The sequence below is a fragment of the Brevibacillus reuszeri genome, from assembly GCF_001187725.1.
In the GTDB taxonomy this organism is placed as follows: Bacteria; Bacillota; Bacilli; order Brevibacillales; family Brevibacillaceae; genus Brevibacillus; species Brevibacillus reuszeri.
The window spans coordinates 1779009-1805309 of record NZ_LGIQ01000009.1 but is presented as its reverse complement, the minus strand read 5'-3'; the positions used below and the strand labels follow the sequence as shown (position 1 = coordinate 1805309).

At 47.9% G+C, this 26301-nt stretch carries 21 protein-coding genes; 6 read left to right on the top strand and 15 right to left on the bottom strand.

Features of this window, described 5'->3' with window-relative positions:
• Positions 1-34 precede the first annotated feature (34 nt).
• Genes ADS79_RS22895 through ADS79_RS22885 form a run of 3 tightly spaced genes read right to left on the bottom strand, consistent with a single transcriptional unit; the run spans position 35 to position 2681 of the window.
• Entirely contained in the window at positions 35-793 is a 759-nt protein-coding gene (locus ADS79_RS22895) for an iron ABC transporter ATP-binding protein (protein ID WP_049740657.1), read from the bottom strand.
• Positions 787-1731: an iron chelate uptake ABC transporter family permease subunit gene (locus ADS79_RS22890; RefSeq protein ID WP_049740656.1), complete on the bottom strand. Its 945-nt coding sequence runs from the start codon at positions 1729-1731 to the stop codon at positions 787-789. Before ADS79_RS22890 ends, ADS79_RS22895 begins: the two co-directional genes overlap by 7 nt.
• Positions 1728-2681 carry an ABC transporter permease gene (locus ADS79_RS22885; RefSeq protein WP_049740655.1) on the bottom strand — a complete coding sequence of 318 codons (954 nt, stop codon included), beginning with the start codon at positions 2679-2681 and terminating at the stop codon, positions 1728-1730. Before ADS79_RS22885 ends, ADS79_RS22890 begins: the two co-directional genes overlap by 4 nt.
• Positions 2682-2949: 268 nt before the next feature.
• Here ADS79_RS22885 and ADS79_RS22880 point away from each other — a divergent pair, with 268 nt between their 5' ends.
• Positions 2950-3546, top strand: a complete 597-nt coding sequence (locus ADS79_RS22880; protein WP_049740654.1) for a PadR family transcriptional regulator — start codon at positions 2950-2952, stop codon at positions 3544-3546.
• A complete protein-coding gene (locus ADS79_RS22875; RefSeq protein WP_049740653.1) occupies positions 3543-5363 on the top strand; it encodes an ABC transporter ATP-binding protein in 1821 nt (606 codons plus the stop codon). Before ADS79_RS22880 ends, ADS79_RS22875 begins: the two co-directional genes overlap by 4 nt.
• A gap of 39 nt (positions 5364-5402) precedes the next feature.
• Here ADS79_RS22875 and ADS79_RS22870 read toward each other — a convergent pair whose 3' ends face one another.
• Positions 5403-6149, bottom strand: a complete 747-nt coding sequence (locus ADS79_RS22870; protein WP_049740652.1) for a DUF4097 family beta strand repeat-containing protein — start codon at positions 6147-6149, stop codon at positions 5403-5405.
• A 130-nt stretch (positions 6150-6279) separates the two neighbouring features.
• Complete coding sequence (locus ADS79_RS22865; protein ID WP_049741115.1) at positions 6280-7650, bottom strand: MATE family efflux transporter; 1371 nt, start codon at positions 7648-7650, stop codon at positions 6280-6282.
• A 152-nt stretch (positions 7651-7802) separates the two neighbouring features.
• Here ADS79_RS22865 and ADS79_RS22860 point away from each other — a divergent pair, with 152 nt between their 5' ends.
• Positions 7803-8468, top strand: coding sequence for a Crp/Fnr family transcriptional regulator (locus tag ADS79_RS22860; RefSeq protein ID WP_049740651.1), 666 nt, complete (start codon positions 7803-7805; stop codon positions 8466-8468).
• A 197-nt stretch (positions 8469-8665) separates the two neighbouring features.
• Positions 8666-9028, top strand: a complete 363-nt coding sequence (locus tag ADS79_RS22855) for a carboxymuconolactone decarboxylase family protein (protein ID WP_049740650.1) — start codon at positions 8666-8668, stop codon at positions 9026-9028.
• A gap of 55 nt (positions 9029-9083) precedes the next feature.
• On the opposite strand, the gene ADS79_RS22850 is transcribed toward ADS79_RS22855, so the two are convergent.
• The 10 genes from ADS79_RS22850 to ADS79_RS22805 form a co-directional block, all read right to left on the bottom strand.
• A complete protein-coding gene (locus tag ADS79_RS22850) occupies positions 9084-10067 on the bottom strand; it encodes a hypothetical protein (protein WP_049740649.1) in 984 nt (327 codons plus the stop codon).
• Complete coding sequence (locus ADS79_RS22845; protein ID WP_049740648.1) at positions 10057-10635, bottom strand: sigma-70 family RNA polymerase sigma factor; 579 nt, start codon at positions 10633-10635, stop codon at positions 10057-10059. Before ADS79_RS22845 ends, ADS79_RS22850 begins: the two co-directional genes overlap by 11 nt.
• Before the next feature lie 137 nt (positions 10636-10772).
• A complete protein-coding gene (locus ADS79_RS22840; protein WP_049740647.1) occupies positions 10773-11510 on the bottom strand; it encodes an MBL fold metallo-hydrolase in 738 nt (245 codons plus the stop codon).
• A gap of 212 nt (positions 11511-11722) precedes the next feature.
• Complete coding sequence (locus tag ADS79_RS22835; protein WP_236700061.1) at positions 11723-14200, bottom strand: GAP1-N2 domain-containing protein; 2478 nt, start codon at positions 14198-14200, stop codon at positions 11723-11725.
• Positions 14200-15465, bottom strand: a complete 1266-nt coding sequence (locus ADS79_RS22830) for a TRAFAC clade GTPase domain-containing protein (protein ID WP_049740645.1) — start codon at positions 15463-15465, stop codon at positions 14200-14202. The genes ADS79_RS22835 and ADS79_RS22830 overlap by 1 nt, the downstream gene beginning before the upstream one ends.
• 15 nt (positions 15466-15480) lie before the next feature.
• Positions 15481-16116, bottom strand: a complete 636-nt coding sequence (locus ADS79_RS22825; RefSeq protein WP_049740644.1) for a hypothetical protein — start codon at positions 16114-16116, stop codon at positions 15481-15483.
• Between the two features lie 59 nt (positions 16117-16175).
• Entirely contained in the window at positions 16176-17459 is a 1284-nt protein-coding gene (locus tag ADS79_RS22820) for a vWA domain-containing protein (RefSeq protein ID WP_049740643.1), read from the bottom strand.
• Entirely contained in the window at positions 17456-19804 is a 2349-nt protein-coding gene (locus ADS79_RS22815; protein ID WP_049740642.1) for a hypothetical protein, read from the bottom strand. The genes ADS79_RS22820 and ADS79_RS22815 overlap by 4 nt, the downstream gene beginning before the upstream one ends.
• Before the next feature lie 13 nt (positions 19805-19817).
• On the bottom strand, positions 19818-23216 hold the full coding sequence (locus tag ADS79_RS22810; RefSeq protein ID WP_049740641.1) for a tubulin-like doman-containing protein: 3399 nt from the start codon (positions 23214-23216) through the stop codon (positions 19818-19820).
• A gap of 13 nt (positions 23217-23229) precedes the next feature.
• On the bottom strand, positions 23230-25023 hold the full coding sequence (locus ADS79_RS22805; protein ID WP_049740640.1) for a vWA domain-containing protein: 1794 nt from the start codon (positions 25021-25023) through the stop codon (positions 23230-23232).
• Positions 25024-25207: 184 nt separating this feature from the next.
• Here ADS79_RS22805 and ADS79_RS35740 point away from each other — a divergent pair, with 184 nt between their 5' ends.
• Together ADS79_RS35740 and ADS79_RS22800 are read left to right on the top strand one after the other, a co-directional pair.
• Positions 25208-25357: a hypothetical protein gene (locus ADS79_RS35740; protein ID WP_162839546.1), complete on the top strand. Its 150-nt coding sequence runs from the start codon at positions 25208-25210 to the stop codon at positions 25355-25357.
• Positions 25354-26292: a hypothetical protein gene (locus ADS79_RS22800; protein ID WP_049740639.1), complete on the top strand. Its 939-nt coding sequence runs from the start codon at positions 25354-25356 to the stop codon at positions 26290-26292. The genes ADS79_RS35740 and ADS79_RS22800 overlap by 4 nt, the downstream gene beginning before the upstream one ends.
• The last annotated feature ends 9 nt before the right edge of the window (positions 26293-26301 follow it).

The following is a 26301-nucleotide window of genomic DNA, read 5'->3' as shown; positions in this document are numbered from 1 at the left end:
CATCAAAATAATTTTAACGAATGAAAGTTGGAGCTTATGCGTAGTACACGCAAATTCTATTTTCATCAATGTCTTCAATCTGAATGTCCATATCGTAGACGTCTTTGAGAATCGAGGAGTTGATAATTTCCTCTGTAGGACCTTCCTTCACGACCTTGCCGTCTTTCAGCGCTACGATAAAATCCGAATAACAGGAAGCAAAATTAATATCGTGAATAACGATCACCACTGTCTTGCCCATCTCGTCTACCAGTCTTCTCAGTACCTTCATGATCTGAACAGAATGCTTCATATCAAGGTTATTGAGCGGTTCATCCAACAGAACGTATTCGGTGTTTTGGGCGACAACCATGGCGATATATGCGCGTTGTCTTTGCCCACCACTCAGCTGATCCAAATATTTGTGCTGAATGTCCTCCAGCTCCAGATAGCGGATTGCCTCGTCAACGTACTGCCAATCTTCTTTAGACAAGTTCCCTTGGGAATAAGGGAATCGCCCAAAGCTGACCAGCTCACGAATCGTCAACCGAACCGTAATATGGTTGGATTGCTTCAGGATCGAGATTTTTTTAGCCAGCTCGTTGCTCTTGCACTGACTAATCTCCTGCCCCTCAAGAAAAATCTCTCCCTGATCCTTTGCCAAAAGGCGACTGATCATGGACAGCAGGGTACTCTTCCCGGCCCCATTGGGTCCGATGAAGGACGTGATTTTTCCCTTGGTGATTTTCACAGAGACATTTTCCACGACGTATTTGCTACCATACTGTTTTGAGACATTCCGGACTTCTACCACGATTTATTCTCCTTTAACAGAAGATAGATGAAGTAAACTCCACCGATAAAGTTGACGATGACACTGAGTGTTGTGGAGAACGTGAACACACGCTCTACAACCAACAGGCCACCTACCAAAGCAACAATACTGATTAAGGATGACCCTGCCAGCAAGTATTTATGCTGATACGTCTTCATAAATTGATGCGCCAGGTTCGCGACCAGAAGCCCCAGAAACGTAATAGGCCCTACCAGTGCAGTGGCAATTGATACGAGTAGTGCAATCACAATCAGGAAACGCTTGACGACGAAATCGTAATCAATCCCGAGGTTGACCGCTTGATCACGTCCTAGCGACAGCACATCCAGGTATTTCATGTAACGCCAGAAGTAGATCGCGATCGCAATGACCAGAACAAAGCTGATGACTAGAAGATCGGTATTTACATTGTTAAAGCTGGCAAACATTCGATCTTGAACGACCTGGAATTCATTCGGATCAATCAACACCTGCATGAATGTAGCAAGACTGTTAAACAGTGTGCCAAAAATGATCCCGATTAAAAGCAGAAAGTATATATTTTGTCCTTCCCTCTTGAACAGGAACTTGTATAGCAACATGGCAAAGAGCACCATTACACCCGCAGAGATCAGGAAGTTGATATTTTTGTTCAACAGCGTAATGTGGGTGGAGCCAAAAGCAAAGATAACAAAGGTTTGGATGAACATGTACAGAGAATCCAAGCCAATGATGCTGGGCGTTAAAATCCGGTTGTTGGTAATCGTTTGGAATACCATCGTTGAGAATGCGATGATCGTGCCGGTCAAGACAATGGCGAGAATTTTCTTCAAACGCCGTGGCAGTACATAATCCCAGTTGCCACCAGCATCAATCAGCATAAATACAGCTATCAAAGCAATGGCGACTATCGCCAGGATACCAAGCTTAGCTTTCATCGTTCATATGCCTTTCTTCTCATGAGTAAGAACACGAATATTCCGCTGCCAACTACCCCTACCATCAAGCCAATCGAGATTTCGTATGGATAAATGATGAGGCGCCCCAGAATATCACAACACAATACAAAGACTGCACCCAGCAAAGCAGTATGGGACAAGCTCTTTTTCAGGTTGTCACCCAAATACAGGGTCACGATGTTCGGAATGATCAGGCCGAGAAACGGAATCGTCCCAACCGTGAGAATGACAACGGAAGAAACCATGGCAACGATGATCAATCCAATATTGACTACCTGCTTGTAGTTCAGCCCCAGATTGATTGCGAATTCCTCACCCATTCCTGCAATCGTAAACTTGTTTGCGAACAGATACGCAATGATTACCAGCGGAATGCTTATGTATAAAAGCTCATAGCTGCCTTTCATGATTGAGGAAAAATCTCCGTGAAGCCAGGCAGACATGTTCTGGATGAGATCGTACTTATAGGCAAAAAACGTCGTAATGGAGCCTACGATATTACCAAACATCAAGCCTACCAGCGGAATAAAAATGGAATCCTTAAATTTAATCCTGTCGAGGATCTTCATAAAAATGAAGGTTCCCAGTAGTGCGAATACAAACGCCACAAGCAGCTTGACCAGTGGACTGGCATCGAAAAACACCATCAGGGAAATCAGTATCCCAAAGCGGACGGAGTCTTCCGTACCTGCTGTGGTAGGTGAAACGAATTTATTTCGCGTCAGCTGCTGCATGATCAACCCAACGACACTCATGCTGATCCCGGCAATGATGATACTGATCAAGCGCGGAACCCTGCTGATCCACATCACCTGTACCTTGTCGTCTGACAGATTGAACAGCTCCCAAGGCGAGATGTCCTTCACACCGATAAACAATGACGCTATTGATAGCAAAATAAGTGCTACAACCAAATATCTTTTTTTCATCGCTTCCCTACTCTTCCTTTGACCCCGAGGAATACTGTCTTCGTTACATCTTAGTTAGTAATAAGGAGATTCATTCTCAGTAATAAAGAGATTCATTCTCAATTACGCTTACAGATGTTATATTAGCACTTCTTTATTAGAGATTAAAGACTTTTTTTATTAGTCGGCTAAATTTCTTTCGATTGCAAAAAGTAAGACAGTGTATTGACAACAATACGATATATCGTTTACATTGAATTCGATATATCGTATTGAAAGGTGGAAGGCTATGCGTAATCATTTTCGGTCTCCTTTTTCGAGTTCAAGTCGACGTTCCAATGATCCGTTTCACGGTGGATTATGGGACGAAAAAGGGGACAGCTACTATCGTCACGGCGGTCACGGTGGTCGTGGGAAACGCTTTTTTGGCAGAGGCGATGTGAAGTATGCGTTACTGGAACTGTTATCAACCGAGCCTATGCACGGCTATCAGATGATGAAGGGGTTGGAGGAAAAAACGGGTGGACTGTATTCACCAAGCCCGGGATCGATTTATCCCACTCTGCAAATGTTAGAGGATCGTGAGCTCGTTACCTCAGAGGATGTCGGTGGCAAGAAGACGTATTCCATTACCGAGGCTGGCCTTGTCTTTTTACAGGAAAGACAAACCGAAGAAAAACGCGAGATCTCCAAGGAACAGGTCCCTGCTGACCTTCGCGAGCGCAACCTCGAGCTTCAACAGGAGCTGCATGAATTGGTGGAAACCATGAAGGTGTTGCAAAAGAAAGCTGAGAATGACCCGGTGCAGCTCTCCCGACTAATCTTTTTTGTGAAAAAGGTTCGCCACAAGCTGGAGGGCCACTTCGGAGAGGATGCTCACCGATGAGAAGCTATAAGCAGCCCGGCTCTAAGCGTATTTTGACGGATGAGCGCGCTTCTGCCCGTTCCGTCTGGAGCATGTACCAGCGATTGTTTACTCATGCACGAGAGCAATGGAGAAAAATGCTCCTCGCGCTCGTCGCGATTATTGTCATTTCACTGATGGAATTCGCAATTCCCCAGCTGACAGCTTATACGATTGACCATGTTATTCCCGATAAGCGTTACAGTGAGCTTCTCTGGATTGGAGCAGGTATTTTAGGAGCAGCCCTCTTTCTTGGCCTGTTCACCTATCTTAGCAGCTATTTGCTCTCCTATATCGGTCAGCATACGATCAATCGGTTGCGCAATGAGCTGTACCAGCATCTTCAGAAGCAGGACATGGCTTTTTTTGATAAAAACCGGACAGGAGATTTGATGTCGCGGATCACAGGCGATGTCAGCATCCTGCAACAGCTCGTTTCCTCTGGCATGCTGCAAATGGTCACGGAGCTGGTTACCTTTTTCGCCATTGCCATCTATATGCTGTACGTGAATCCGCAATTAACCTTTTTGATGCTATGTACGTTTCCGATTCTGTTTTTCTTCACCCGCAAAGTCGGCAAACGAATGCGCTCCTCCTTTCGGGCCGTCCAGGAATCATCAGCGGATGTTAACAATCACCTGGTCGAAAACTTGTCCAGTGTAAGGCTCATGAAGGCATACGCTACCGAGCCATACGAAGCACAGCAGTTCCAGCAGCGCAGTATCCGAAATATGCAGGCGAGTCTGGCAGCTACCCGCATTAGCGCTATGTTCAGTCCTGCGATTGATTTGTTGAATTACATCGGGATGGCTGTCGTACTTCTGTTTGGTGCCTGGCAGGCCATGTCTGGAGCGATCTCGATTGGTGCTATCGTTGCTTTTCTCGCCTATCTGCGGTTGTTGCAAACTCCTGTGCGTCAGCTTAGTCGAATGATTAACATGATTCAGCAATCAGCAGCAGCATATGATCGCATATCCGAAATACTGGATACTCAGCCTAGCGTCACGGAAAAGGCTGATGCAATCACACTGCCTCCCCTGCGTGGTGAAATTGAGTTCTCACATGCAACCTTTGGCTATCAGCCGGACCTTCCTGTCTTGCACGATTTTACACTGCGAATTGCCCCAGGTACGGTCACTGCTCTCGTCGGTTCATCGGGTGCCGGGAAGTCGACAGTCGCCCATTTGATCTCGCGCTTTTATGATGTGCAGGATGGCTATGTAAGGGTGGACGGCTTCGACGTTACCGATCTCAAGCTCGCCTCCCTTCGCGGACAGCTCGGGATCGTATCACAGGACATTATTTTGTTGAACGGGACAATTCGTGACAATATCGCCTACGGCAGACCGGATGCGTCTGATCAGGAGATCGAGAATGCTGCCCGCGCTGCAAACGCCCACGACTTTATCGTCTCCTTTCCTGATGGCTATCAATCTGCTGTAGGAGAACGTGGCGTAAAGCTTTCTGGCGGACAAAAACAGCGTCTCTCTATCGCTCGCGCCATTTTGATAAATCCGCAGCTTATTATTCTGGATGAAGCGACTGCTGCCCTGGATACAGAATCAGAGAACCTGATCCAACAGGCTCTGTCTTCCCTGTTAACTGGACGTACATGTCTTGTTATTGCCCATCGACTATCGACGATTCAACAAGCCGATCAGATTGTTGTCATGGAAAAGGGACGAATTGTTGAAACAGGCACACATGCCGAGCTCCTTCAAGCGGAAGGGCGTTACCACCAGTTGTATGCATTGCAATTTCCCCAAGCAGCAGCTGCGAAAGAGCCCCTTATCTACTAAAAAACCGCTACCTGAACAGGTAACGGCTTTTTGTCGTATTCAGTTGGCTATAAAAGATCCGCTTACATTTTTCACCATTCGATCACCAGAACCGTCCTCGGTGATTGTTACATTTCCCTGGATCGTATCAATGACCATATCTCCGCTTCCATCCGAAATCGTAATATCACCGGTATGATTTCGAATCACAATATCTCCAGAATCATCCTGTATATCTACATTCCCGCCTGTATTCTCCAAGAAAATATCTCCAGACTCATCATTGATCTGCTTGAGTGCGGAAGCGTTTTTGATTTTGATGTCACCGGACCCGTCGTTAATGACTACCTCGCCCGAAACATCGTTAATCTTTATGTCACCTGAGTCATCCTCAATCGTGAGCACCCCGGCAAGATTCGAAATATCCAGGTCACCGGAACCGTCGTTTACATCCACATTAAGCTTGGCTGGGATCGTGACGTTCAGTGTAATATCCGTAATCCGAACTCCAAAGCCACCTTTTGTCTTCGAAACCAGCTTGGCTGTATTTCCATCCTTCTCTAAAGTAACGGTGATGTCCTCATCAGGGACACTCTTTGATTTTTTAATGGTCGCTTCTACTTTGATGGAGGTCGCCTTTTCATCGCCTTTTACAATCAAGTCGCCCGATTCAGTCTGAATATCCAGCGCTTCGATGGAATCCATAGGCAGCTCCAATTGTCTCTTGCTCTCCTCCATCTCCAGGCTGCTGCATCCAGCCAGGCTCAGTGCCGCTATTAGTAAACCTACTCCTATCCAGCGTTTCATCTCTATCTCCCTTACCAGTCCATATTCTTCTTAGGTAAAGTGTAGCACGAACACGCGGGAAAACCATCGGACCCTAGAGTTGTTTTCCATTCGGTCTGTAGACGGAGGGTGACCCGTTTTTGTATCACGCTCACGGATCGATAAGTGTTTTTCGTTCCCATGCTTTGCTTCGCCAGCGGAAAAACATCACGATCCCGCGAATCCACTCGTCCGCTGCCACAGCGAGCCACACCCCAGACAGCCCCATATTGGCGTGGAAAGCGAGTACGTAGCCAAGCGGCAAACTGATGCCAACCATCGAGATCAAGCCCATGTAGACCGGAAACTGTGCATCACCAGCTGCGCGCAAGGAATTGATCAAGACGATGTTAAAGACTCGCCCCGTCTCGAGCAATATGCTCAGCAGGATAATCTGTGTACTGATGCGAAGTATGTCAGGGTCTTCCGTAAACAAACGCATAATCGGCTCGCGGAAAATAATAATGACTGTATTGATGACGACCGTATAAACGAGTCCCCACCGCAGGCTTTTCCATACGCGTCCATATGCTTCATCACGCCTGCCTGCTCCAACCAAGCGACCGGTAATGATCGCTGTCCCCATTCCAATCGCAACACTAAACAAATAAATAAACATGGAAACATTCTGGACATACTGTCGCGAAGCAAGCGATGCTGCACCCAGAAAGGTCACGTAATACAAAAAGACAGACTGGCAGGCATGATATGTGATCTGCTCGAATGCTGAGGGGATTCCCACTCGACAAATTTTACTGACATATGACTTGGTGAGGGTAAAGTAGTCCCTCAGTGAAACCTTCACCTCGATCAGACGATAGAACGCCCAGAAAAAGATGAGCAAGCCAAGCCCTCTGCTCAGCACGGTTGAAATCGCTGCCCCTTCTACGCCTAGTGTCGGAAAGCCAAAATGTCCGAAGATAAGCAGGTAATTTCCAATCACGTGAATAATGTTGATGCCCAGTGAAATATACATACTTTCTCTTGTAAACCCGTACGTACGAATGATGCTTGCCAATGTATTAATAATGGCTTGCAGAAACAGACCTCCACCGACAATCGCTGTATACGACTGAGCCATGGTCAAAATCTTACCTTGGAGATTTACACTTTGCAAAAGTGCATTTCCATACAAGACAAAGCCTACGCTGATCAAAATTCCGATCATCAGATTGAGGGTGACCGCTATTGCCCCTACCTTTGCCGCGTCATGCATTTTTTTGGAGCCAATGTACTGGGCAACTACAATCGATGCACCGTTCCCCACTACCTCCAGCACAAGAATGGCGATAAACAGAAACTGATTGGCTGCCCCAACGGCAGAAACAGCCTGATCAGAAACGCCACTCAGCATGAATGTATCTGTAATACCAATAAGTGTAAAAAGAAAAAGCTCCAAAAAGATGGGCCACGTCAAAGCGAACAGATTAAACTGCTTGGCTTCCTGCCGTTTCTTTGGCTGCTTTGCGAGTGTCGCTTCCATGATGTCACCTTTCTTGGCGATACGCCCCGATTTGCTTAGCGTCATCATTTTACACCCATTTTTCCTGGGTTAGTAGGGAGTAAATCTTTTCTTTACATGATTTTCATGAATGAATGGATCACGTTATATGACAATTCTACATGGAGGAACCGATGGAACAGAAACAAATTGCAGATATCACGAACGCCTTTCCGAGCTTTGCCACCATTCCCGCAGACGAATGGCTGCGCAGCGGCGTTAGTGTGGAACGATTTTTTCCACAGCTCGCCATGCAGGAGGGACATCTTTTTTCGCATGCTGCTTTTGTCTTGAGGGGTACCGTCCGAATCCATAAGATCAGCGAGTCAGGACGCGAGGTGACATTATATCGTGTCAAACGTGGAGGTGTTTGTGTGATCATGATGGCCAGCATCCTTGGAGAAACGGGTTACCAGGCATCGGCGGAAATTGAGGAGAACACCGAAATATTGCTGCTGTCGGTTGAGCGATTCAAGGAATGGATGGATCTATACAAGCCCCTTCGCCAATTTGTTTACCAGACTATGATGAAGCGCATGATTTCCGTTACTACCTTGGTTGAGGACATCGCCTTTAAGCCGATCAATGCCCGGATCGCACAATTTCTTCTTAGTCGTACCAGCCATTCCTGCACCACGCTTGTCATGACACATGATGCCATAGCGATTGAGCTCGGAACCGCCAGAGAGGTTGTCAGCCGAACCCTCAAGGAATTCGAAGCAGTCGGATGGCTACAGCTGGGGCGGGGACGAATTACTGCCATTCAACGAGCTGATATCGAACAAAAATTCGGGCTGTAAACGGTAAGAAAACCTCTATCGAGGCCATCTCAAGGAGGAGCAACCGCGTTTTAGCTGAAGGTTTTCATGCGCTCCAGAATTTATAAGCGTTCGCGCTTATAAATTCTTATACGGTGAGAAAGTCACGGATGCTCTGCTGTCTGCTTCGCTACAATGAGTGCGTAATCACAATTTACTCAGAACGGAGCGATGAACCCATGAGCAAAGAGCATTCGTATTATGAAAAATCAAATCTGGCGCACATTCCGGAATTGATGAAATTGGCTCCCGAGGCCGCCTCTTCTTATCTCGCCCTCGAACGGAAGGTCTACCACGAATCACAGCATTTGCCTACGAAAACAAAGGAGCTCCTCGCAATCTGTGTGGCGCATGTGACAGGCTGCCCGTACTGCATTGATGTCCATGTAAAGAAATACAAGGAGCTGGGCGGCACGATGGAGGAAGTGATGGAGGCGTTGTTGGTGACAGCCATGACGCGATCGGGCGCAATTCTCAGCCACGGTGTGAACGCCCTGCTTGCTTATCAGGAAGGACCATCGACCCCGCAGTGCTTTTGTTAGACGATGGTGGTGGAAACAAAAACACCGGGCAAAAAGTCTCCCGGTGTTTCTCCATTTAAAATTGAGTTGCTTCCGCAGCTTGCTTGAGCATCTCTTTCGATACCGCCATTGAGTCTGTTGCCATGTGGTACATAATTGTCTGTTCTCCTTCTTTGCTTATCCATGACAACTCTTTGTATTGACCCGAATCACTGAACAGGAATTGGTCGTTGCTTGTATAGTGAGCTTTTTTGCCATTCACTTCTACCGGCTCGTATTGGGTCGTCTCTGGTGTGCTCACCTGGATATCCACCTGATCTTTTGAAAGTATCTCCACTGTGAAATAGATGTTTGCCTTTTGCTCATTTTGATAGAGTGTTGTATACGTATTGATTGGGGAAGCAGTATTCGGGACTACTTTCCATACAACGCTTTTCCCTGTCGCTTTGCTTTCCTGTTGCAGCTCATGCAACCATGTCTCCCCTCCCTGGCCGATCATCGCTCCGTAGGGGGTTCCCAGCTTGCCTTCGAGGAAAGTGAAGTCATCTGCGACCTGCTTGGGCAGGGAGTGAGAGAGCGAAGCCTTTTGACTGATCTCATCCCACTGCTTCCAATCTGCAACGACCTCGGGTTTTTCTACCCCGATGACCGGGTTTTGCTGAAAGAGAGGATGCTTTTCTTTTTCCAGCTCCGCAAAATAAACGATTGCTGTCTCGCCTGTTGTCAGCTTGTTCTCTACACTTGCCAGCTCGCGGCGAATCTCCTCTGGGGCAATCTGCGTCAATTCAAAGCCTTTTGCCGCTTGTACCTCGATTTGTACAGAGCCTGTATTCTCCTTGTAAAGCAAGCTATGTGTAGCAAAACCAAATCCGGTGAGCAAAACGAAGGAAGCTGCTACATGCGTCAATTTTGGACGTAAGAACAGTCCTTTTTTCTTATGTGCTCTGCCTGCCAGCTCTTTTCTTGCCGCAAAAAGGATTCGATTATCCAGCGCCGGATCACTGCCAAGCTCGTTTGCTGCCCATTTATACTCTTTTTTCAGCTTATCCTCAATGAACATGATAAGATGCCTCCCCGCTATTGGTTCGTTCTTCAAAATGTGCTCTCAGCCTTTTCATAGCCAGATGATGTCTCGATTTTACAGTCCCGAGTGGAATTTGCAGCATGTGGGCAATTTCCTCCAGAGAACAATTTTGGTAGTAACGCAGCACAACAATTTCCTTTAGCTTCTGAGACAATTGCTCGACGGCAGGGATAACCTCCAGTTGATCACTGATGGCTCCTAGCCTATCCTCCATCCCTGCCACAGGTGCCTCATAGCCTTTTTCCTTCACTCGTTCCATCAGCCGAAATCTCCTCCATATGCTTCGGTTCCAATTTCGCACCTGCCTGACAATCAAGCCGTTGAACCACGAAGTAAAAGGCTGCTCTACATCGTACCTGTCCAAGCTGCGAATCAGCTCCACATATACTTCACTCATGATGTCTTCTACATCTTGCTTGTGCGGTGCCAGGAAATAAATCAGGTTGTAGACATAGGTTCGAGTGGCTCGGTAAACCTCTTGAAATGCTTCTTCCTCCCCTTGGTGCATCCGGATGAGCCAAGGTCTTACTTCTATCTCTTTCATAGGCCGGCCTCCAATCAGGTCTTACATGATATATTGGCTCCCACCCGCTCATTAGGTTCACTTGGTTTTCAAGAAAAAAGACACCCTAGCTGCTTTTCACAGTGGGTGCCTTGCCAGACTTTTTCACGCTTGTGCGATTATGCTTGGATCAAAGCTTGCAATTGCTCCTCGGCATTATCCTCACAGAGACCGCCATGATAACAAATTACAGCCTGAATATTTGTATCCTGCAGCTTTTTCAAGGACTGGAGCGCTGTCTCCATATCGAGCGTAGATTGCGGAACTGGCCCTCGGAGCGCACCGCCCGTATAAACCATAGCATCCCCAGCAATCAAGGTCTTGCTGTCTTGCAGGTACAAGCTAATATGTCCGGGGGTATGACCAGGAGTATGGATGACACGTATTCCCCCAAGAATCGGCAGCACTTCACCATCTGCCACTATCTTGTCCACCTTTGCCTTTGGTGAATTCGCGAATACCGCTTGCAGCTTCTGACGCTCTTCCTCTGGCAGTGAAGCGAGCATCGCGGCCATGCGCTCCGGGTTTGTTTTGAACAGCGGCAGCTTTCCTTCGATATACGGCTGGTCCAGCTCGTGAGCGTATACCTCGATTTGTCCGTCTAAAGCTCGAACGATTTCGGGCAAACTGCCAATATGATCGATATCCTGATGCGTGATAATGACAGCTTTCAATTTTTCTGGCGATACACCTGCCTCTATCATAGCAGCGCGTATCAACTCCCATGACCCAGGCATTCCGGTATCCACTAAAACAGCCATCTGCTCATTCCATAGTAGTGTCGGATGAATAGCGATTTTGCCGCCAAAGGCTTCTGCCTCTAACGTAATCATTTCTACTCCAGTTGCAACCTTCATACCTTTCTCCTCCTTGTACAATAAGGTCATGCTGAACTACATCCTTATATGTACCACGAACGGAAAGAGTATTCAACAATTAAATAAATTATTATACCATAAAAATAAATATTCGTCAATATACGAAATAGGTATTTCTTTTGAACAATTCAGGTTGCCTGTCTGTACGTTTTTCAGTCTACCTGTCAGTTGCAAAAGAAATACCTATTCTTTTACGGAGTCGTACTCTTCGTTGTTTCAAGCACAACATACTCGACTGGCTCGATTTGCGGGTCCATCATGAGACGATATGCAGGGATCCAGCCAGAAGTAGATGGTACTCTCACTCTATGAGCTGTGTCCGTAGACGGGTCTTTTCCCTGCGCCCCCTCTTGTCCCTGCTGCCAAAATGCGTAGCCGCCCCACACACCTGCTGCCACAAGTACAAGCAAGCCAGATATTACGAACGCTTTGTTGCGAAAAAGCTTCACCAGCGGGTTTGCTGTTTCTCTGCGCACTTCCTCCAACAGCTTGCGGAAATCTGCATTGCGAACGGCATACCAGCGCTTACGCCATTCCTTACTACGCAGCCTGCGTCCTTTTCCTTCCAAAAACAACTGCTTCAATGCTTGGCGATAAGCAGGCAGCAGCTCTTTGTCTTCAAAAAACATACGCTGTGTCATCGTCCACTGGATAAATGCATGCAAGACAGGCTCACCCCCATTTTGCTCAACGAAGTTCAGCATTTCTGTGCAGTGAAAGCCTTCCTGGCCGAATTGATCGTCTCGGTAAAAAATGAGAGCCACCATCGGAAAGCTGTCTTTATCGAAAGGAGCGTTCAGCATATTTTGAATGATACGCTGCTGTGCTTTTGTCTCTTCACGATCCCATTTGCGGAAAAACTCTGCCGGGTGCGGTGCCCGTTTTTGTTCCAATAGCTCCGCAAGATTCAGGAGCAGCTCCTGCTTTTGACGGCTTTCCACATCCAGCGTTCCTAAAAAGCTTTGAGCCTTTTCCTCCAGAAGTGCTACGATTTTAAGAAAATCCTCTTTTGAGAGAGTATCCAAAGCGAGATGCTTCAGGAGGGACTTGTCCAGCTCATCCAAAAGCTCCTCCGCATATCCGCGGGTGCCGTCCAGATTTTCAAAAAACTGATGAATCGATATTGCCGCATCCAGCTTCTGGCGCTCACGAGCAAACAATTCGAGCAGCCGTTCGATGTACGTCGTCATAAAAAATGGATTTCGCAGCGCTTGTGGAGCTGTTTCTGTCCAAAACTGAATTTCCTTCAGAACCTGACTGATTTGGGAGGCAGCCCGCAGACGTTCACCCAAATAGTCTTCAAAAAGAGGCTTTGTCAGCTGTTTATGTCCCAAAACCGATCTCATCATAAAGCCGAATAGCTCCGGGTTAGCGGACAAATGCTTGTACACCTCAGCTACATAGCTGTGCTGCCTCATGGCTTTTGCCTTCATCAGGACATCCATCACAAACCGGATCATGTCCATTTGCAGGCTATCCTGCTTGCTCACACTGTACGACTCCAGCATCTGCTTGACCGTCACACTTTCAGGCAGCTTTGTGGCTGTCACTGACTCCTGCTCGTTACGAAACAGCATGCTTTGCAAATCAATCAAGCGTTTTTTGTGAGACAAGCCTTGCTGTCCCAAATAGCTGTTCAGCGCCTGCCAAACACCGGCCCGATTGCGTTCGTAGACAGACATCCTGCCTTTTTCGATCAAATAGAAGGCACAGAGCTCATAATAAGTACTCACGCGCAGCGAAATAGAGGTATCGGCGCCCGTAAGCACCTCCTCGCAAAAAGCATGGAACGACGTCAGGATTCGTGAATCATTCAGGAATTCCCAGGCGAAGTTCAGATATTCGTGCACACCCTCTTGCAAATCAACATTGTGAATTCGACCGAGACCAAAATCGAACAAGAAATCCTTGTCGCTATGTCCGCCGCCAGGTCGAATGCTCCCTTTTTCTACAAAGACAACATGGATATGCTTTTTGCTCTCTGGCTCATTGCTGTAGGTCAAAAAGCCGAAGTGCCTGCGCAGCTCATAAGGCAGGCAGCTATACAGAATGGCAAGCAGCTCTGTAGCAACAGATGATAATGTACTTACCTCTACGTTTAAGCTGATAAATACTTTCTTTTTCGCCGAGAGCGACGTCATCACAGCATACAGCAATTGCTTGAAAACAAGCTCGTCAATCCCGTGCTGCATGAGCCACTTTTTCCGATCACCAGTCGAAGCTGTCTGATAGGACAGATCCTCCAGTGCAGGAAGCTCTTTCCCCTTGGCATCGTCATGTGCAGTGGCAAAACCACGTATGCCAAACAGCTTGCTCGGGTCTTTTATGAATTCATCACGCCGCTGCGCAGGAATGATGTAGTTGTGGCTAAAGAACGTATTGCGCTGCCCGGTGAAATCGGCCCCGACAAACACGCTTTTTCCGATCACCATCTCTCCAGACTCTGCCTGGAAACAGACGAGGGCTTCCGGATACTTGGACAAATCTCCCTCTGCACGCTCTTGCAGTTCACGAGGAGCGTGGTAGACACAAAACGGATGGAGCGTCTTTTTAATAAACGTATTGTCCAGCCCTGACGATTTGGCGACAGTATCATATCCTTCGTTCGAACGGAAAATCCCCTGTCGCCCGCGGGTGTAGTACTGCTGCAAAATGGGCTGACGGCTCACTACCGTTCCCTCCCCTCGATGTAATCCAGTTGATGCATTAACCAAATAAACGGCTCATCAACCCGAATCGGTGTTACGACGCCACTTACCTTTTGGTTAACCGGATTGCTTCCCAACGCGGATACAGCGAAATAGGCCGTATTGGTAAAGTAAACCTCCAGCGCATCTTTAAATGGACGATCCACTTTTTCAATGAAGCGACTGATCTCGCCATTGATGTTCTCAAATTCGGTCGTATTGAGGTACTGCTCATGCACGAAATTGCGGAAGACGTTGCTGTTGGACTTGATGTACTCGCCATCATCTTCCTTGATCAGATGGAGCATATCACTCTTGGTCAGAACGACAGCCGTCGGGATATTCGTCTTGCTCTGCTCCTGATAGCCGATGAAGTTCTCAAACAGCGTGATGACGACCTCGCGCGGCTCATCGTACCTGGCAGTAAACTCCCCTGGCTCATCTCCAGCCTGAAGCATCACCCGATCGCGAATCGTCTTGATTTGCAGCGGGTCGACGAGGAACAAAATACCGGACGAGTTTTTCACGTGCGCAGCATACAGCTCCAAATACTCGCGATCCACCATTCCCTCACCAGCTACGTCGAAAAAGACGAGAATCAACGGTGCCTTTTCGCTGTCTTTGAAAATGAACTGGAAAATAAATGGCTCCTGTCGCTTTTCCTTTTGTGTGGAATCAAGCAGCTGTCCGCGCTCAAACAGCGGCGCCTCATAGTTCTCCCGGAACTTTCGGCTGATTTGTGCATTGAGTGGCATGCACGCCGCATCGAAGTGGTTCGCAGTTGTATTTTGCAGCGTATGGATCAAGGATGTCATGTAGACAGACTTCCCTACCTGAGAAGCACCTACAATCGAAATGATATTGCTCGGTGCTTTCCCTGCCGTGATCGGCAGCTCGTTATGACACTTCGGGCACAGCCTGCGCTTGGACACCAAACCATAGCGATCCGTCACGCCTGCCAGTACATTGTCTACGTACAGATGATTCTCCTCAGGAATAGACTCCGGGTCGATGATAGCCTCAAGCTCATCGATGGCGTCCAATCCAAATTTATCTCTGTAGTGGTTGAGGATCTCATCTTCCTGCAAGGCGTAGTCTTCGTCGTCCTGCCGATGATGTGTCGCCCGGAAAACAACCTGATCTGGTTCAAACTTGGCAAAGCAGTATGGGCAAACAATATCGTAAAAGGGAAGTCGCTCCTTGACTGGCGGCTTCTTTTCAAACATGTTTTTCAAAAAAGACAGCATGCGCTTGCTCGCCTCCTATTCGGGTATCAGTTCGTACAGTTCCCCGTACTTTTTGCCATCCGTAAAAAAGAGCCGAATAACATCCTTTTTCTTTATTTCTATCTCCGGCATCAGGTTGACACCAGGCTCCAGATCGCGAATAAAGGCGTAACTCGTTCCGTCGTCCTTGTGTGCAGGCGCCGAGCCTTCCTTTTTTACGTAGCAAAGCACATCCTTGGGGATCGGGATTTCAGAAAAAATGCGAATCTGCAAGGATTGATACGAGCTGAACCAATTTCGTCCTCTTTTAAAAGAGTAATAGATCTTGGCTTTCCCCGTGCTCACGTGGACGATATGTGCATCGCCCTCTGGAATGAGCAGGACAGGCTTGCCATTTTGCAAACGGCAGGGAAAAATCCGATACGTGTATCGCCCGATGCCCTCCGTTTTTTCGCGCAGCCCTTTGTGTACCTTGTATTCCTCGCGGGTGTAGAGCTTTAACTGCCCCTCGCTAATCTGGGACGGATCAAACGGAGTGTCATATGGGGACTTATGAACATAAACACAGGGCACGTCCGCAGACCAGTACCAGTTGAGCACATACTCGCTCCCCTGGTACTGGCACGTGACATCCTTGATTAGCTGCTCTTGTGTTTCTTCGCTAATGATCATGACTCATCATGCTCCCTTACAATTCGGTTCAATAAGGAGGATCAACAAAAGCCATCCCCTTACAATTCGAACCGCTTGCTGCTTCGATTACCAGCTTCCAAAGCACCTGCGCTTCTTCGCCCGGATAACATCCGCTTTTGCATCGAAGTCGCTCCTCCGCTCGCAGAAGCAGGAAAGAACACCGTGAAAATGGTCAAGACGACAGCAAGCAGAGCCAAAGCGATCAGGCGAATGACCATATCGAGCAGGTCAATCGACATCAGTCCCATCTCCAATACCAGTCCGGCAAGCAGACCAGCCACCGCTCCGCCAATCGTAAAGCTTTTTGCCAAATGTCGATTGTCAAAAATAAGTCCGAGTGCCAAGCCTAAGAGTCCGCCAATAATGAGCAGGCTAACGACTCGCAAAATCGTGTAGAAGAGGCTTTCTTCTGTCGCCCCTGTGCGCTCTGTTACCAGATTGCGATCTTGTCGGCTCATATCGTAGATTTGACCAAAAATACCGGTCATTTCATCCGCATGATCGACGTTGAAATAACGTCCACCTGTTTCAGCAGCAATCTGTTCCAGCAGACTGGTTCCAGCTGCATCGATTTTGCTCATGCCTACCGTGTGGATCAGGACATGATTTTGCTTGAACGGAGCCAGAGTACTTGGAATATCCAAATCGCTGTAACCATCCGACATCAGCACGACTGTGCTGTTTTCAAGCTGATTGGATGCCTGCAACTGCGCAAGCCCCTCTTGCAGGGCGAGCCCAATACGGGTTCCTCCATCTGTTCCCGTTTGATTGAGCAGCTTTTGGATCACTTCATCTCTGGTTGCTTTACTGCTTAAAGCAACCAATGGCTGCAATACTTCTGTACGGTCATTAAAGGTAACAACCGCAACCTTCATATCGCTGTCCATTTTCTGGACCATGTCAGCAGCAGCCTTGAATAATTGATTGTCCGGGTCTGACTGACTCATGCTGCCCGAAGTATCAAGCACCAGCACAATGTTGTTGGCACCACTCGATTGCTGGAACGACGAGCCGTACAGAAGCTGTAGCAGCATGGCAGCGACGCCTACCATCACAAACGTACTGGGCACAAGCATTTTCCAGGAGAATCCCAGATAGCGCTGCTTCCATCCGAATCCGTTTAGCCTTGGTGAAATGATTTCCGCAATCAGGCACATCAATCCTACAAAAAAGGCATACTGCCCAAAATAAAGTCCCATTACAGCCCATTGCGGAAACTCACCAGACAATCGATCCAAAATGACTTCCCCTACCAAAAACCCAATGACGCCACCCACCAGGCTACATAAAACCATGAGCAGACTGAGCTTTCTTTGACTCATGACGATTCATCTCCTCCCCGGCGGTGAAAGACAAACCCGCTTTCCTCGTAGGAAGCATGGTATTTCTTGTTGTTGCGGTAAAACATCAGGTCTTCCATGCCAAATCCGCCCATCAGATTCATTTTTTCTATTCCGCTTTTTTGTTCCTCGTGGATACACCCTTGCTTGTAGGTGCGGGTTCTATCTGCTGAACGGAGAACATACTGGACAAAATCATTACGGATATCCGCGAACAAATATTTTTCCTCGTAGCGGTGCTTTTGCAAGAAATGAAAGACCTCGATGTGTACCGCAGCCCGTTCCTCGAGCACAAGGGATAGATCCTGGAACAAATCTTCTTTGGTCAATACCGTCCTGTTTTCATAGGCAGCAACAACATTGGCACGAGCGAGCAGCTCTGCTTCAAAAGACAAGGCAAACGGTGAGCGCGTGAGTATTTCTGTCGCACAAAACTGGCATAATCGCTCTACCAAACCCGCAATGCCATTTTGGAAGAGGAGCGAGCCGTTGCCGATATATCGGGATTCGAGATAAAACCCACTTCCCCGCTGCGCCTCCAACGAACGAATCGTCTCTGTGACTACCGTTTCGTAGTATTCATCCATATTTTTTCCGAGATAATCAGATGCCTCGCGGACACTCTTTTGAGCAATCTCTCGAAGCTGCCTTTGCAGACCCTCAAGCTCTTCTACCTTTGCACCAATCTCTCGATGAATCTTCTCTACCTGTTTTTCCAATTGCAAGAGAAGCTCCAGCGTCAACTCCCACTCCAACAGGTCGAACTTTTTGCTGTAGATCGCTTGCAGCAGATGGCGGATAAAGGTTCTGACCCGTTCCTTATCCCGTGTAAAAAAGCCGCCCACTCTGATCTCTTGCCGATCGACTCGCTGCTGATACAGCTCCTCCAGCTCCGCTTTTGCATATTCCAGCTGGCGCGTGGTTTCTCTGATTCCTGTGCGCAGCTCCTCCAGAAGATTCGCTCCGTTCGCCTGCTCTGCTGTCAGCTGGTAAGCCGCATACAGTCCCAGGCGCTCCTCGTCAATCCATTCACGCTGGATCAAGCCTGCGAGTGATTCCTGCAAAGCCAGGCTTTCCACCCGATTTCTTGCCCCACGAGCCACATTTGTTTCAAAAAAGGTCTGGCTGCTACCGTCAAACAAGGCCAGCTCTGCTTCCCGCAAATTCATGGAAGAAAGCTCACTATAGCTGACACCTGAGGTCATCAGCCCAGTCATTTCGTTCAGCTTGTGATCCTCGGGCATCACAGCTCTGACTTTTCGCTCCAAATCATGCGCTGTCAGCCCCAGCTTTTCTCTGGCCTTTGTCTTCGGCAAATTCTCTCCAGCCTTCAGTCGTTCCAAATAACGGTCAAAGACTGCCGAAAGCACAGTTACCGCAATCGCATGTGTTGGCCGCTTCACCTTGGACAAGCCTGCGCTGGCAAACGTGGTTTGACCCGTATCTACTGTAATGCTGCGGATGAATTGCAGCTTGTTGTAGCCCTCACTGTTCTCAATAAATTCGCTCTCTGCCTTTTTATTGTTCAAAAGCACCAGCTTGCTGATCAGCTCGCAGTTTTCCTGCATACCAGCTTCGAGAAACAATCCGTGCTCGGTCTTGTCACTGAGCAAATAAACCAGTGAAAATAACGGCGCATTTCGGTGCTCGACGGGCAGCTTGACGAGATCCTCCGTCACCAGGAGATTTTCCGAAAAGCTGAAATCATTGCGCTGGTAACGTTTGATCTCTTCTAAAAAGCTGACTGACAGTGCCGCCGAAAACCCGAATGCTTCTCCATTGTTTTTTTCTTGCAGCAGAACATACAGATCGACCGACACATTTTTAAACAGTTCAGTGAGATAGCTCTTGAGCAGCAGGGTTAGCTCAGGCAACAGGATAGCAGCCGGATCGTCGGCACGAGTCACGACAGCGATATTTACCTGCTGAAAGGTCGTGAACAGCTTGCCCATTTCCGCTACGCGTACACTTGCCAGCTTCAGCGCCTTGTTCAATTCCATTTTGTACGATTCACCCTGTACAAAACGCTCGTAGATAGAGGCGCGCATCGTCTGCTTGCTTGCCTCCGGACGCGGCAACCGGCAACCGAGCACTTGCGGATGCTCCCATGTCTCCTCTTGATAAGCATGCACGTAGAGGACGCCGTTGCCATTTTTCCAGCTTTGCTTGTTCATGGCACAAACAGCTTGCAGCGCCTCCACGCATTTATCCCCGAGAAAGAGGAAAAGCACAGGGTTTTGAATGCTTGGCTGTCCATTTCCGCTATCCAGTTGTTTCTCCAAATCCGTAACGTAATGGGTCGCGAACTCTCCAATCAAATCCCTCATGCTTCCTCCTGTCTTATTGCAGCGTCTTGCGCATATCGTTTACTTTTGACCACACTTTTTTGTAGAACTGATACATCTCTTCTCCATTGACGTACTCATCGCGGTCGTACTCCAGATCACTCTTCACCGCTTGGAAAGCAGCCGCTATCTCATCGAGCTTGGCAATCAGCTTTTCCGTATCCTCGGCAGAAGTCATGGCGTCACTGCGACGCGAAGCCTTGCGCTGGAGCGTAGCCATGCTCTTGTGATCCAGCCCGCGGAACTTCTCATAGATCGCAAATTCCACTTGCTTGCTCGCCTTCATCAAGTTGATAAACGGCTCCCAAGCCTCTTCTTCCTCGTCCTTGTCATAGACGTACAGAGCACCGCGTTTTACGATCGTGCCTGTATAGAGCGCCTCGATGAATCGGGTAACGAGCTCTTCCTCACCCTGGATGGCATTTACAATCTGCTCCAGTTCCGCGATTTTGTCCTCGATTTCTTTGTATTTGCGTACTTCCTCTTCCATCAAACGGATTTGCTGCGGATAGCGAATCAGGTTTTCCTTTGCCATCTCTTCATTAATACTGCCAAATACATCGCGAGCGTACTCTTGCTCCAAGCCATCCCGCATGAAGCCTTTCAGCTCCGCCAACGCCCGTTTGATTTCGCCCGGGCTCAGCTTGGACAGATCGGACAGATCACCTTGTGCCTGATATCTCGCCATGAACGAAGCAATCGAAAACGGCTTGGTGACGACACACTCATAACGGCTGCTCGTTTTGCTGTCGCTGCCTTTTTCCCGGATGCTGCCGTATCCAAGCGCTGTTTCGAACAAGCGACGAACCTTGGCGTTGTATGCCTTGATCCGGTCATTTTGGTACGTATCGCCCCATGATTTTTCAGGGATTGGCGACGGCAGGTACGCCCAGTTGTTCTTTTCGGTTTGAACGAGGTGGCGTCCAATACCTTCGCGCTCCAGAATTGTGCGCTCATAGCTTTCCTCATATACCTTCAGCGGCGTGTAAACGAACAACGGAATCCCGTTTTTCGTATTCAGCCAGAAAATACGGTTTTTCACTTCACTTTCTTTTACAGTGAAGCGCGATCCACTGATAGCTGTATCCTGATAGTTTTTAATTCCTTTTAAAATCCCTGGTGCTTTGAGTGGTACGGATACGAAGCCCCAAGAAGGAAAGTGCATATTGCCAAGATTGTTGCTCAGATGGAAAACCGGAATGGCTTCCTCGTCCAGCTTGTTCGCAATCTTGCGCTCGACGATGCGATCGAGTGTCTCATCCTGACCGTATTTAATAACCAGGAATTCTTCCATCGATTTAGTGATCAGCTCACCGAATTTTTCCGACAGGAATTCCGAAATCGAACTGACAATATCCAGCTCCTGCTCTTTTACCCACTGATCAGAATGGCGGAGCAGCTCGCTTGTAAAGTCGCGGATCAAATCATCCGATTCCTTTTGCTCCAAAATGTTTCCGACGACCTTCGCGATATCAGGAACGCTAACGATGTTCCAGTAGTACGTCTTGTTGCCGGTACGATCGCTCTCTTCCCCGCCGTTGATCAAAATGTCTCCGTTTTTCTCGAAAATCTGGTTCAGCGTATTCAAAATTTCCGTAAATACGTTATAAATGCGATTGTTCTCCGCATTGAGCAAACGGTGCAGCTCTTCGTAGAATTCAATCATTTGCTCCAGCTTTTCCTGATCGGCGAGAAGCTGGTACTCATTGATTTTCGCTTCAATATACAGGTTCTTCTTTTTCTCCTTGGAGATAAAAGCGCTGCGGGCATCGCCCAGCTTTTCACCCGCTACTTCACGCGCACCTTCAATCTCACGTGGGAAGCTCTCCAGATTCGCCTTGAGACTTTCCACGTAGGACAAAATCATTTTCATCAGGCAGTAGCCTTTATCCGAATGAATCAGACGGGACGCGTAAAAGGGTCCTTGCTCCGGGTGCAGGAAGACACGAGTAATCATTTCTCCAAATGCAGAGATCATGTCGCCTGGGGTCTGCTTCTTGCACTTGATGTACGCCTCACGCGCTTTGGCGAGATAGCCTTGCTCAAGCTCATGATCGATGCTTACAACCTGCTGGGAAATCACATTGCCGTAGTTCAGACGCTCGCTATTTTCATAGCCAGGAAGTGGCTCAGGAACGCGCTCTTCAAACTTGCGCGAGATGGAGTCGATATCAATTCCCAGCTTGCGAGCGAACTTCTCTGCGTCCTCCTGGGTCGGAGCTACCGTAAACATTTTTTCCATTTTCTTAAACAGGCGATAAGCCAAATAAGTAGTCATCTCTTCGATCGGCAGGACAGCAGACGAAGCACCGATGACGTTGTATTGATAGTTTGCCGCGTACGCTTTTGGCATCTGGTTAATATTCGTGCGGATATTGCTGATATAGTCATGGATCGCGAATTCTTCGCCGGAGCGCTTTTCCTCACTCGCCATGAAGTTGGTAATATTCTCGGCTGTTACGTTCATGCAGTAGTCGTAGGCGTTTTCCAGTGCTTTGCCTTCGAGATTCGTCGCCGAGATCAAATGGCACAGGTTGAACGGAGGCATCGGTGATTGTACAGTAAGCACGTTGCCGTATTGCTGACGGAAGCGCTCCATGCGCTCGTCCGTGTTCATCCAGTAGTCGAGCTCCTTCAGTGCTGCATAGCCATTTTTCATGATGTAATCGCGCGTATGGGAGCTGAGGCTCTTGTTCGAGAGATTCACGTCAGGCGTAAACAGGTAACCTAGTGTATTCACCTTGTCTACCCCGCCGCTACCGAAGTCGCGCTCCAAAATACCGCGAACGATATACGCGATATCAAGGAAGCAGCCACTTCCCGTTCCCCCGGAAAGACCGCTCAGCAGGAACACCGTCAGCTTTTTATTCGTGCCCTCGCAGAGCATTTTGATCTTTTTCTCAATCGTTTGGACAACCTGCGTTATTTTTGTAAACAAGAGCAGACGTCCTGCCTGACGAACCCCGGATGCACCGCTGATTCCGTCTGTGATCGTCAGCTCAGGGGAAAGCCAATCCGTAATGTACGGCTCCAGAATGCTTCGGTTTTGCAATACGCCACCGATTTCCGGATTGGACAACAGAACAAACTCAGTTACTGGGTCGAGTCCGATGCCCTTGTACTTTTTATTGCGATCATGCTCATTGGTTTCAAATGCGATATATTCGATATTGTCCGGCTTTTCTTTGCGCTTTTTCGAGAGCGCGTCTACCGGCAGCTTGAAGCGTCTGTTCACCTGGTATTTCAAGCGGAGCAAGGCATCAATCCCTGTCCCGCCCAATCCGATCACGAGCATCGGGTTATCAATGGTATCTACACGAATTTTGTCGCTGACGATTCCTCCGCCAAGCGAAACATCCAATTGTTGAATATGCTCTCTTACTACTGCTTTCATAATGGATCCACTCCTAGACGATATAGTCTACAAAAACGGACTTGTTTACATTGGTTAAAGAAACCTTGATGCGGTCGTTTTTCTTGAGTTCCTTGCCGCGGCTGACATCCAGCACGCGCCCTGCCTTTTCAATCCGGCAGCTCGAACGATTCTCGATGATTAGAGTATCGTTTTTCCCCGGGAAAAAGACCACTTTATCGGTTTCTGCAAATTCTGGTGCCAGCTGCAGGAGCTGATGCAGCTTGACCTTTCCTTTAAATGCGTTCAGCTTTTTGTACTGCGGATTTGATTTTTCGCCTGTATCCTCGTCTACAATCTCGATTGCAATCTGACCGGCGAAGCCTTTGTTGGCTTTGCGCCAGAGCGACAGTGCATACAAGCCTCCCCCAATTAATAGAATGAGAAGTGCGGTACCTCCTACTACGGTTGTCCACGGAAATGGTTTCGATTCTGTGGACGGATCGGTCGTAGCTGGCGGCTGTGGCTTGGTTGTGCCCGCACCTGCTCCTTGGGTCGCATCTACGATCAGAGCTTGCGTCTCGCGATAAAAGCTCGTATCCTCCGCTTTTACTTTCAATTCGTATTGATGGTCAGCAGGAATCGTGAAGCTTCCCTCGAACCCGCTACCTGTATTGTTCAGGGCAATCTCATTTGTTTGATTGTCAGTTTTGTCATGGACGAGCAGCGTTGCTTTCATCTGCTTGTAGATATCAGGGCTCGCTACCTTTTGTCCGTTTGAAACCAGCGCCGCTTTTACAGGAACGACATCTCCTGTCTTAAAGCTTTTCGCAGCTACCGGTTCCATCTCCAATTGAAGATCGTAGTTAAAGATCATATTGATATCGATTTTTTCTTTTGGCACACCTTTTACTTGCAGCTTCCAATCGCCTTGCTGCGGTTTGACCAGCTTGAGCATAGTGTAGGCATTTGAGCGTGAAAGACGTATTTCATTAGAGGGCAATTTCACTTCCTGACCGCTTGGGTCGAATAGCTTCACGTCTACCGCTTTTTGCGACATGATCGAAATATTTGCCTCCAAGACGCTCGCGTTCGGTATCGAAATCGCCACTTCCTGCGTCTGACCATTGGAGACAAAGCTTTTCACCGGAACAACCTTTAGCTTGAGATGATTGGCAAAAATTTCACTCAATATTTGCGGGAGCTTATCCGCGGTGCTTGTTTCAAAAAATTTACCATTCGTATCTGCCGCGATTTGCTGAAGTGGCGTACGGTTTAGCTGTCCGTCTGCATTCAGTCCAATTGTATAGATCGGGTATCCTTTTGACCCCGCGACCTTGACCGCTTCCGCCAGATCACGATCTGAATCGGCTTGAGTGCGACTAGACGCCTTGTTCAAAAAGTTGTTTCCGTCAGCGAGGAGTACGATGATCGGCGCATTTGCTGGGTCACGTCCAGCATCCAGAATCTTCACTGCTTCCTTTACTCCTACCGAAATATCGGTGTACGCGCCCTTTTGCAGGCTATCAATAAATGCTTTGATATCATTTTTGTCCTGCTCGGAATTGACCTGGATCAACGCCTTTTCCCGCTCGATCTTGTCGGTATAGGAGATAACGCCAATCTTGTTCGCTTGTATTGAGGTCATATCGACAAACATTTTCATCGCTTCGTTGCTGACTTTGTTTTTATCACTCTGGGTCATGGAATTGCTGACGTCCACCACCAGTACGGCATCCATATTACTTCCGCTGGTTTGCGCAAAACCAAGTTGGGTGCCTGAGATGACAAAAACCATCAGCAGTGCAAGACACACTACGTATCGACACAGCACTTGGAATCGTAACATTCTACTAAAACCCCTTACTCACCGTATTTGAGATATTGCAAAGAAAGTAAGACTATGCCACTATTACCACTAGATTCAAGGGTAATAATAGCGAAAAATGAGTGAAATAATTGCCCCTACACCTAATACGATACCACATGATTCTTTGTTACAGGTTTCGACACTTTCAATTGGGAGAAATTTTATGTTAACTTACTTTCTTCTTTTTGCTGCTTTCGTACTAGTAGCCATCCGCTTCTTCAAGCTGCTTCGACTGAAAAGACGCAATCTCTCCAATGCCGAAATCGACCAGCACCTTCATGTCCTGTTGAATGAAAAGAGGGATCGGCCATGAGAAAAAGAGTCGGTGTCCAATTTCGCAAAAGCCGCAAAACAACCTATACATTCGAACGAATTCAAGGCTGCAAGCGATGCCATACCTACCATGTACTTTGGGACACACATTGCGAGAATTGCGGGAGAGCATACACGCCAATTCGACAACTCTCGACAGCGGTAACTCGCCGTTATGTGCAGACCCGTTTTCTGTTGCTCGGATTGTTCGTCTGTCTTGCCATTCTCTCTGCTGATACAATCTTGCAGCTTGCTCTCGCATTCGGGATTGGCATTCTCTTGTTTGCCCTGTTTTTTGTCATTCAAAAACGGTACGGCTCCTATGAAAAAGACGCGCAATTTGTACGCTTTCTTACATCTGAAAGAGAGACAATCAAACAGTCACTGGTCCATCATCTGGAAGACATCGGTGCTGATGTGAAGGCCGAACGAATCAAGGATGCTTATGAGAAAACAAGAGAAATCGGGCATTTCATCGAATCGGATACGATTAAGATTCGCAAAATCATGTTTTTGAACCACTATGTGCTGCGCAAGGACATGGAGCTGGAGCTGGATACCCTGATTCCGAAGACGTATGACAAGGATTTTATGGAGTATTTGCGTGAAGTCATCAAGGTGCAGCCTTGGCTTGTGAAAAAAGCCGTACTGGATTATGTGAAGCGCTACAAGGCACAGATTCTGCTTTTGGAAAACGGCGAGCAGCTGATTGGACAAGTAGCAGGTGCTGCGCTGCGCATGAAAACGTATGTGGAGCAGTATCAGGAGCTCATTATTGAGTTTATCGATTATTTGCCGCGCGAACGATTGCTGCGCCTGGCGAAAATGGCAAGTACACACCGTCACGATGGCTGGGATCGACTCTATGAAGCTGTGAAGCAGCGAGTTGATACCCACTACGCCTTTGATCCTGACTTTAAAGGTTTGTTCAATTAGGAGGACCTC

What these genes read in the sequence shown, in the direction of transcription:
- ADS79_RS35740 (WP_162839546.1), top strand. Translation starts at nt 25,208, where the DNA reads ATGTTAACTTACTTTCTTCTTTTTGCTGCTTTCGTACTAGTAGCCATC.
- ADS79_RS22885 (WP_049740655.1), bottom strand. Translation starts at nt 2,681, where the DNA reads ATGAAAAAAAGATATTTGGTTGTAGCACTTATTTTGCTATCAATAGCG.
- ADS79_RS22800 (WP_049740639.1), top strand. Translation starts at nt 25,354, where the DNA reads ATGAGAAAAAGAGTCGGTGTCCAATTTCGCAAAAGCCGCAAAACAACC.
- ADS79_RS22880 (WP_049740654.1), top strand. Translation starts at nt 2,950, where the DNA reads ATGCGTAATCATTTTCGGTCTCCTTTTTCGAGTTCAAGTCGACGTTCC.
- ADS79_RS22810 (WP_049740641.1), bottom strand. Translation starts at nt 23,216, where the DNA reads ATGAAAGCAGTAGTAAGAGAGCATATTCAACAATTGGATGTTTCGCTT.
- ADS79_RS22890 (WP_049740656.1), bottom strand. Translation starts at nt 1,731, where the DNA reads ATGAAAGCTAAGCTTGGTATCCTGGCGATAGTCGCCATTGCTTTGATA.
- ADS79_RS22805 (WP_049740640.1), bottom strand. Translation starts at nt 25,023, where the DNA reads ATGTTACGATTCCAAGTGCTGTGTCGATACGTAGTGTGTCTTGCACTG.
- ADS79_RS22870 (WP_049740652.1), bottom strand. Translation starts at nt 6,149, where the DNA reads ATGAAACGCTGGATAGGAGTAGGTTTACTAATAGCGGCACTGAGCCTG.
- ADS79_RS22820 (WP_049740643.1), bottom strand. Translation starts at nt 17,459, where the DNA reads ATGAGTCAAAGAAAGCTCAGTCTGCTCATGGTTTTATGTAGCCTGGTG.
- ADS79_RS22855 (WP_049740650.1), top strand. Translation starts at nt 8,666, where the DNA reads ATGAGCAAAGAGCATTCGTATTATGAAAAATCAAATCTGGCGCACATT.
- ADS79_RS22845 (WP_049740648.1), bottom strand. Translation starts at nt 10,635, where the DNA reads ATGAAAGAGATAGAAGTAAGACCTTGGCTCATCCGGATGCACCAAGGG.
- ADS79_RS22840 (WP_049740647.1), bottom strand. Translation starts at nt 11,510, where the DNA reads ATGAAGGTTGCAACTGGAGTAGAAATGATTACGTTAGAGGCAGAAGCC.
- ADS79_RS22850 (WP_049740649.1), bottom strand. Translation starts at nt 10,067, where the DNA reads ATGTTCATTGAGGATAAGCTGAAAAAAGAGTATAAATGGGCAGCAAAC.
- ADS79_RS22815 (WP_049740642.1), bottom strand. Translation starts at nt 19,804, where the DNA reads ATGAGGGATTTGATTGGAGAGTTCGCGACCCATTACGTTACGGATTTG.
- ADS79_RS22865 (WP_049741115.1), bottom strand. Translation starts at nt 7,650, where the DNA reads ATGGAAGCGACACTCGCAAAGCAGCCAAAGAAACGGCAGGAAGCCAAG.
- ADS79_RS22860 (WP_049740651.1), top strand. Translation starts at nt 7,803, where the DNA reads ATGGAACAGAAACAAATTGCAGATATCACGAACGCCTTTCCGAGCTTT.
- ADS79_RS22825 (WP_049740644.1), bottom strand. Translation starts at nt 16,116, where the DNA reads ATGATCATTAGCGAAGAAACACAAGAGCAGCTAATCAAGGATGTCACG.
- ADS79_RS22830 (WP_049740645.1), bottom strand. Translation starts at nt 15,465, where the DNA reads ATGCTGTCTTTTTTGAAAAACATGTTTGAAAAGAAGCCGCCAGTCAAG.
- ADS79_RS22875 (WP_049740653.1), top strand. Translation starts at nt 3,543, where the DNA reads ATGAGAAGCTATAAGCAGCCCGGCTCTAAGCGTATTTTGACGGATGAG.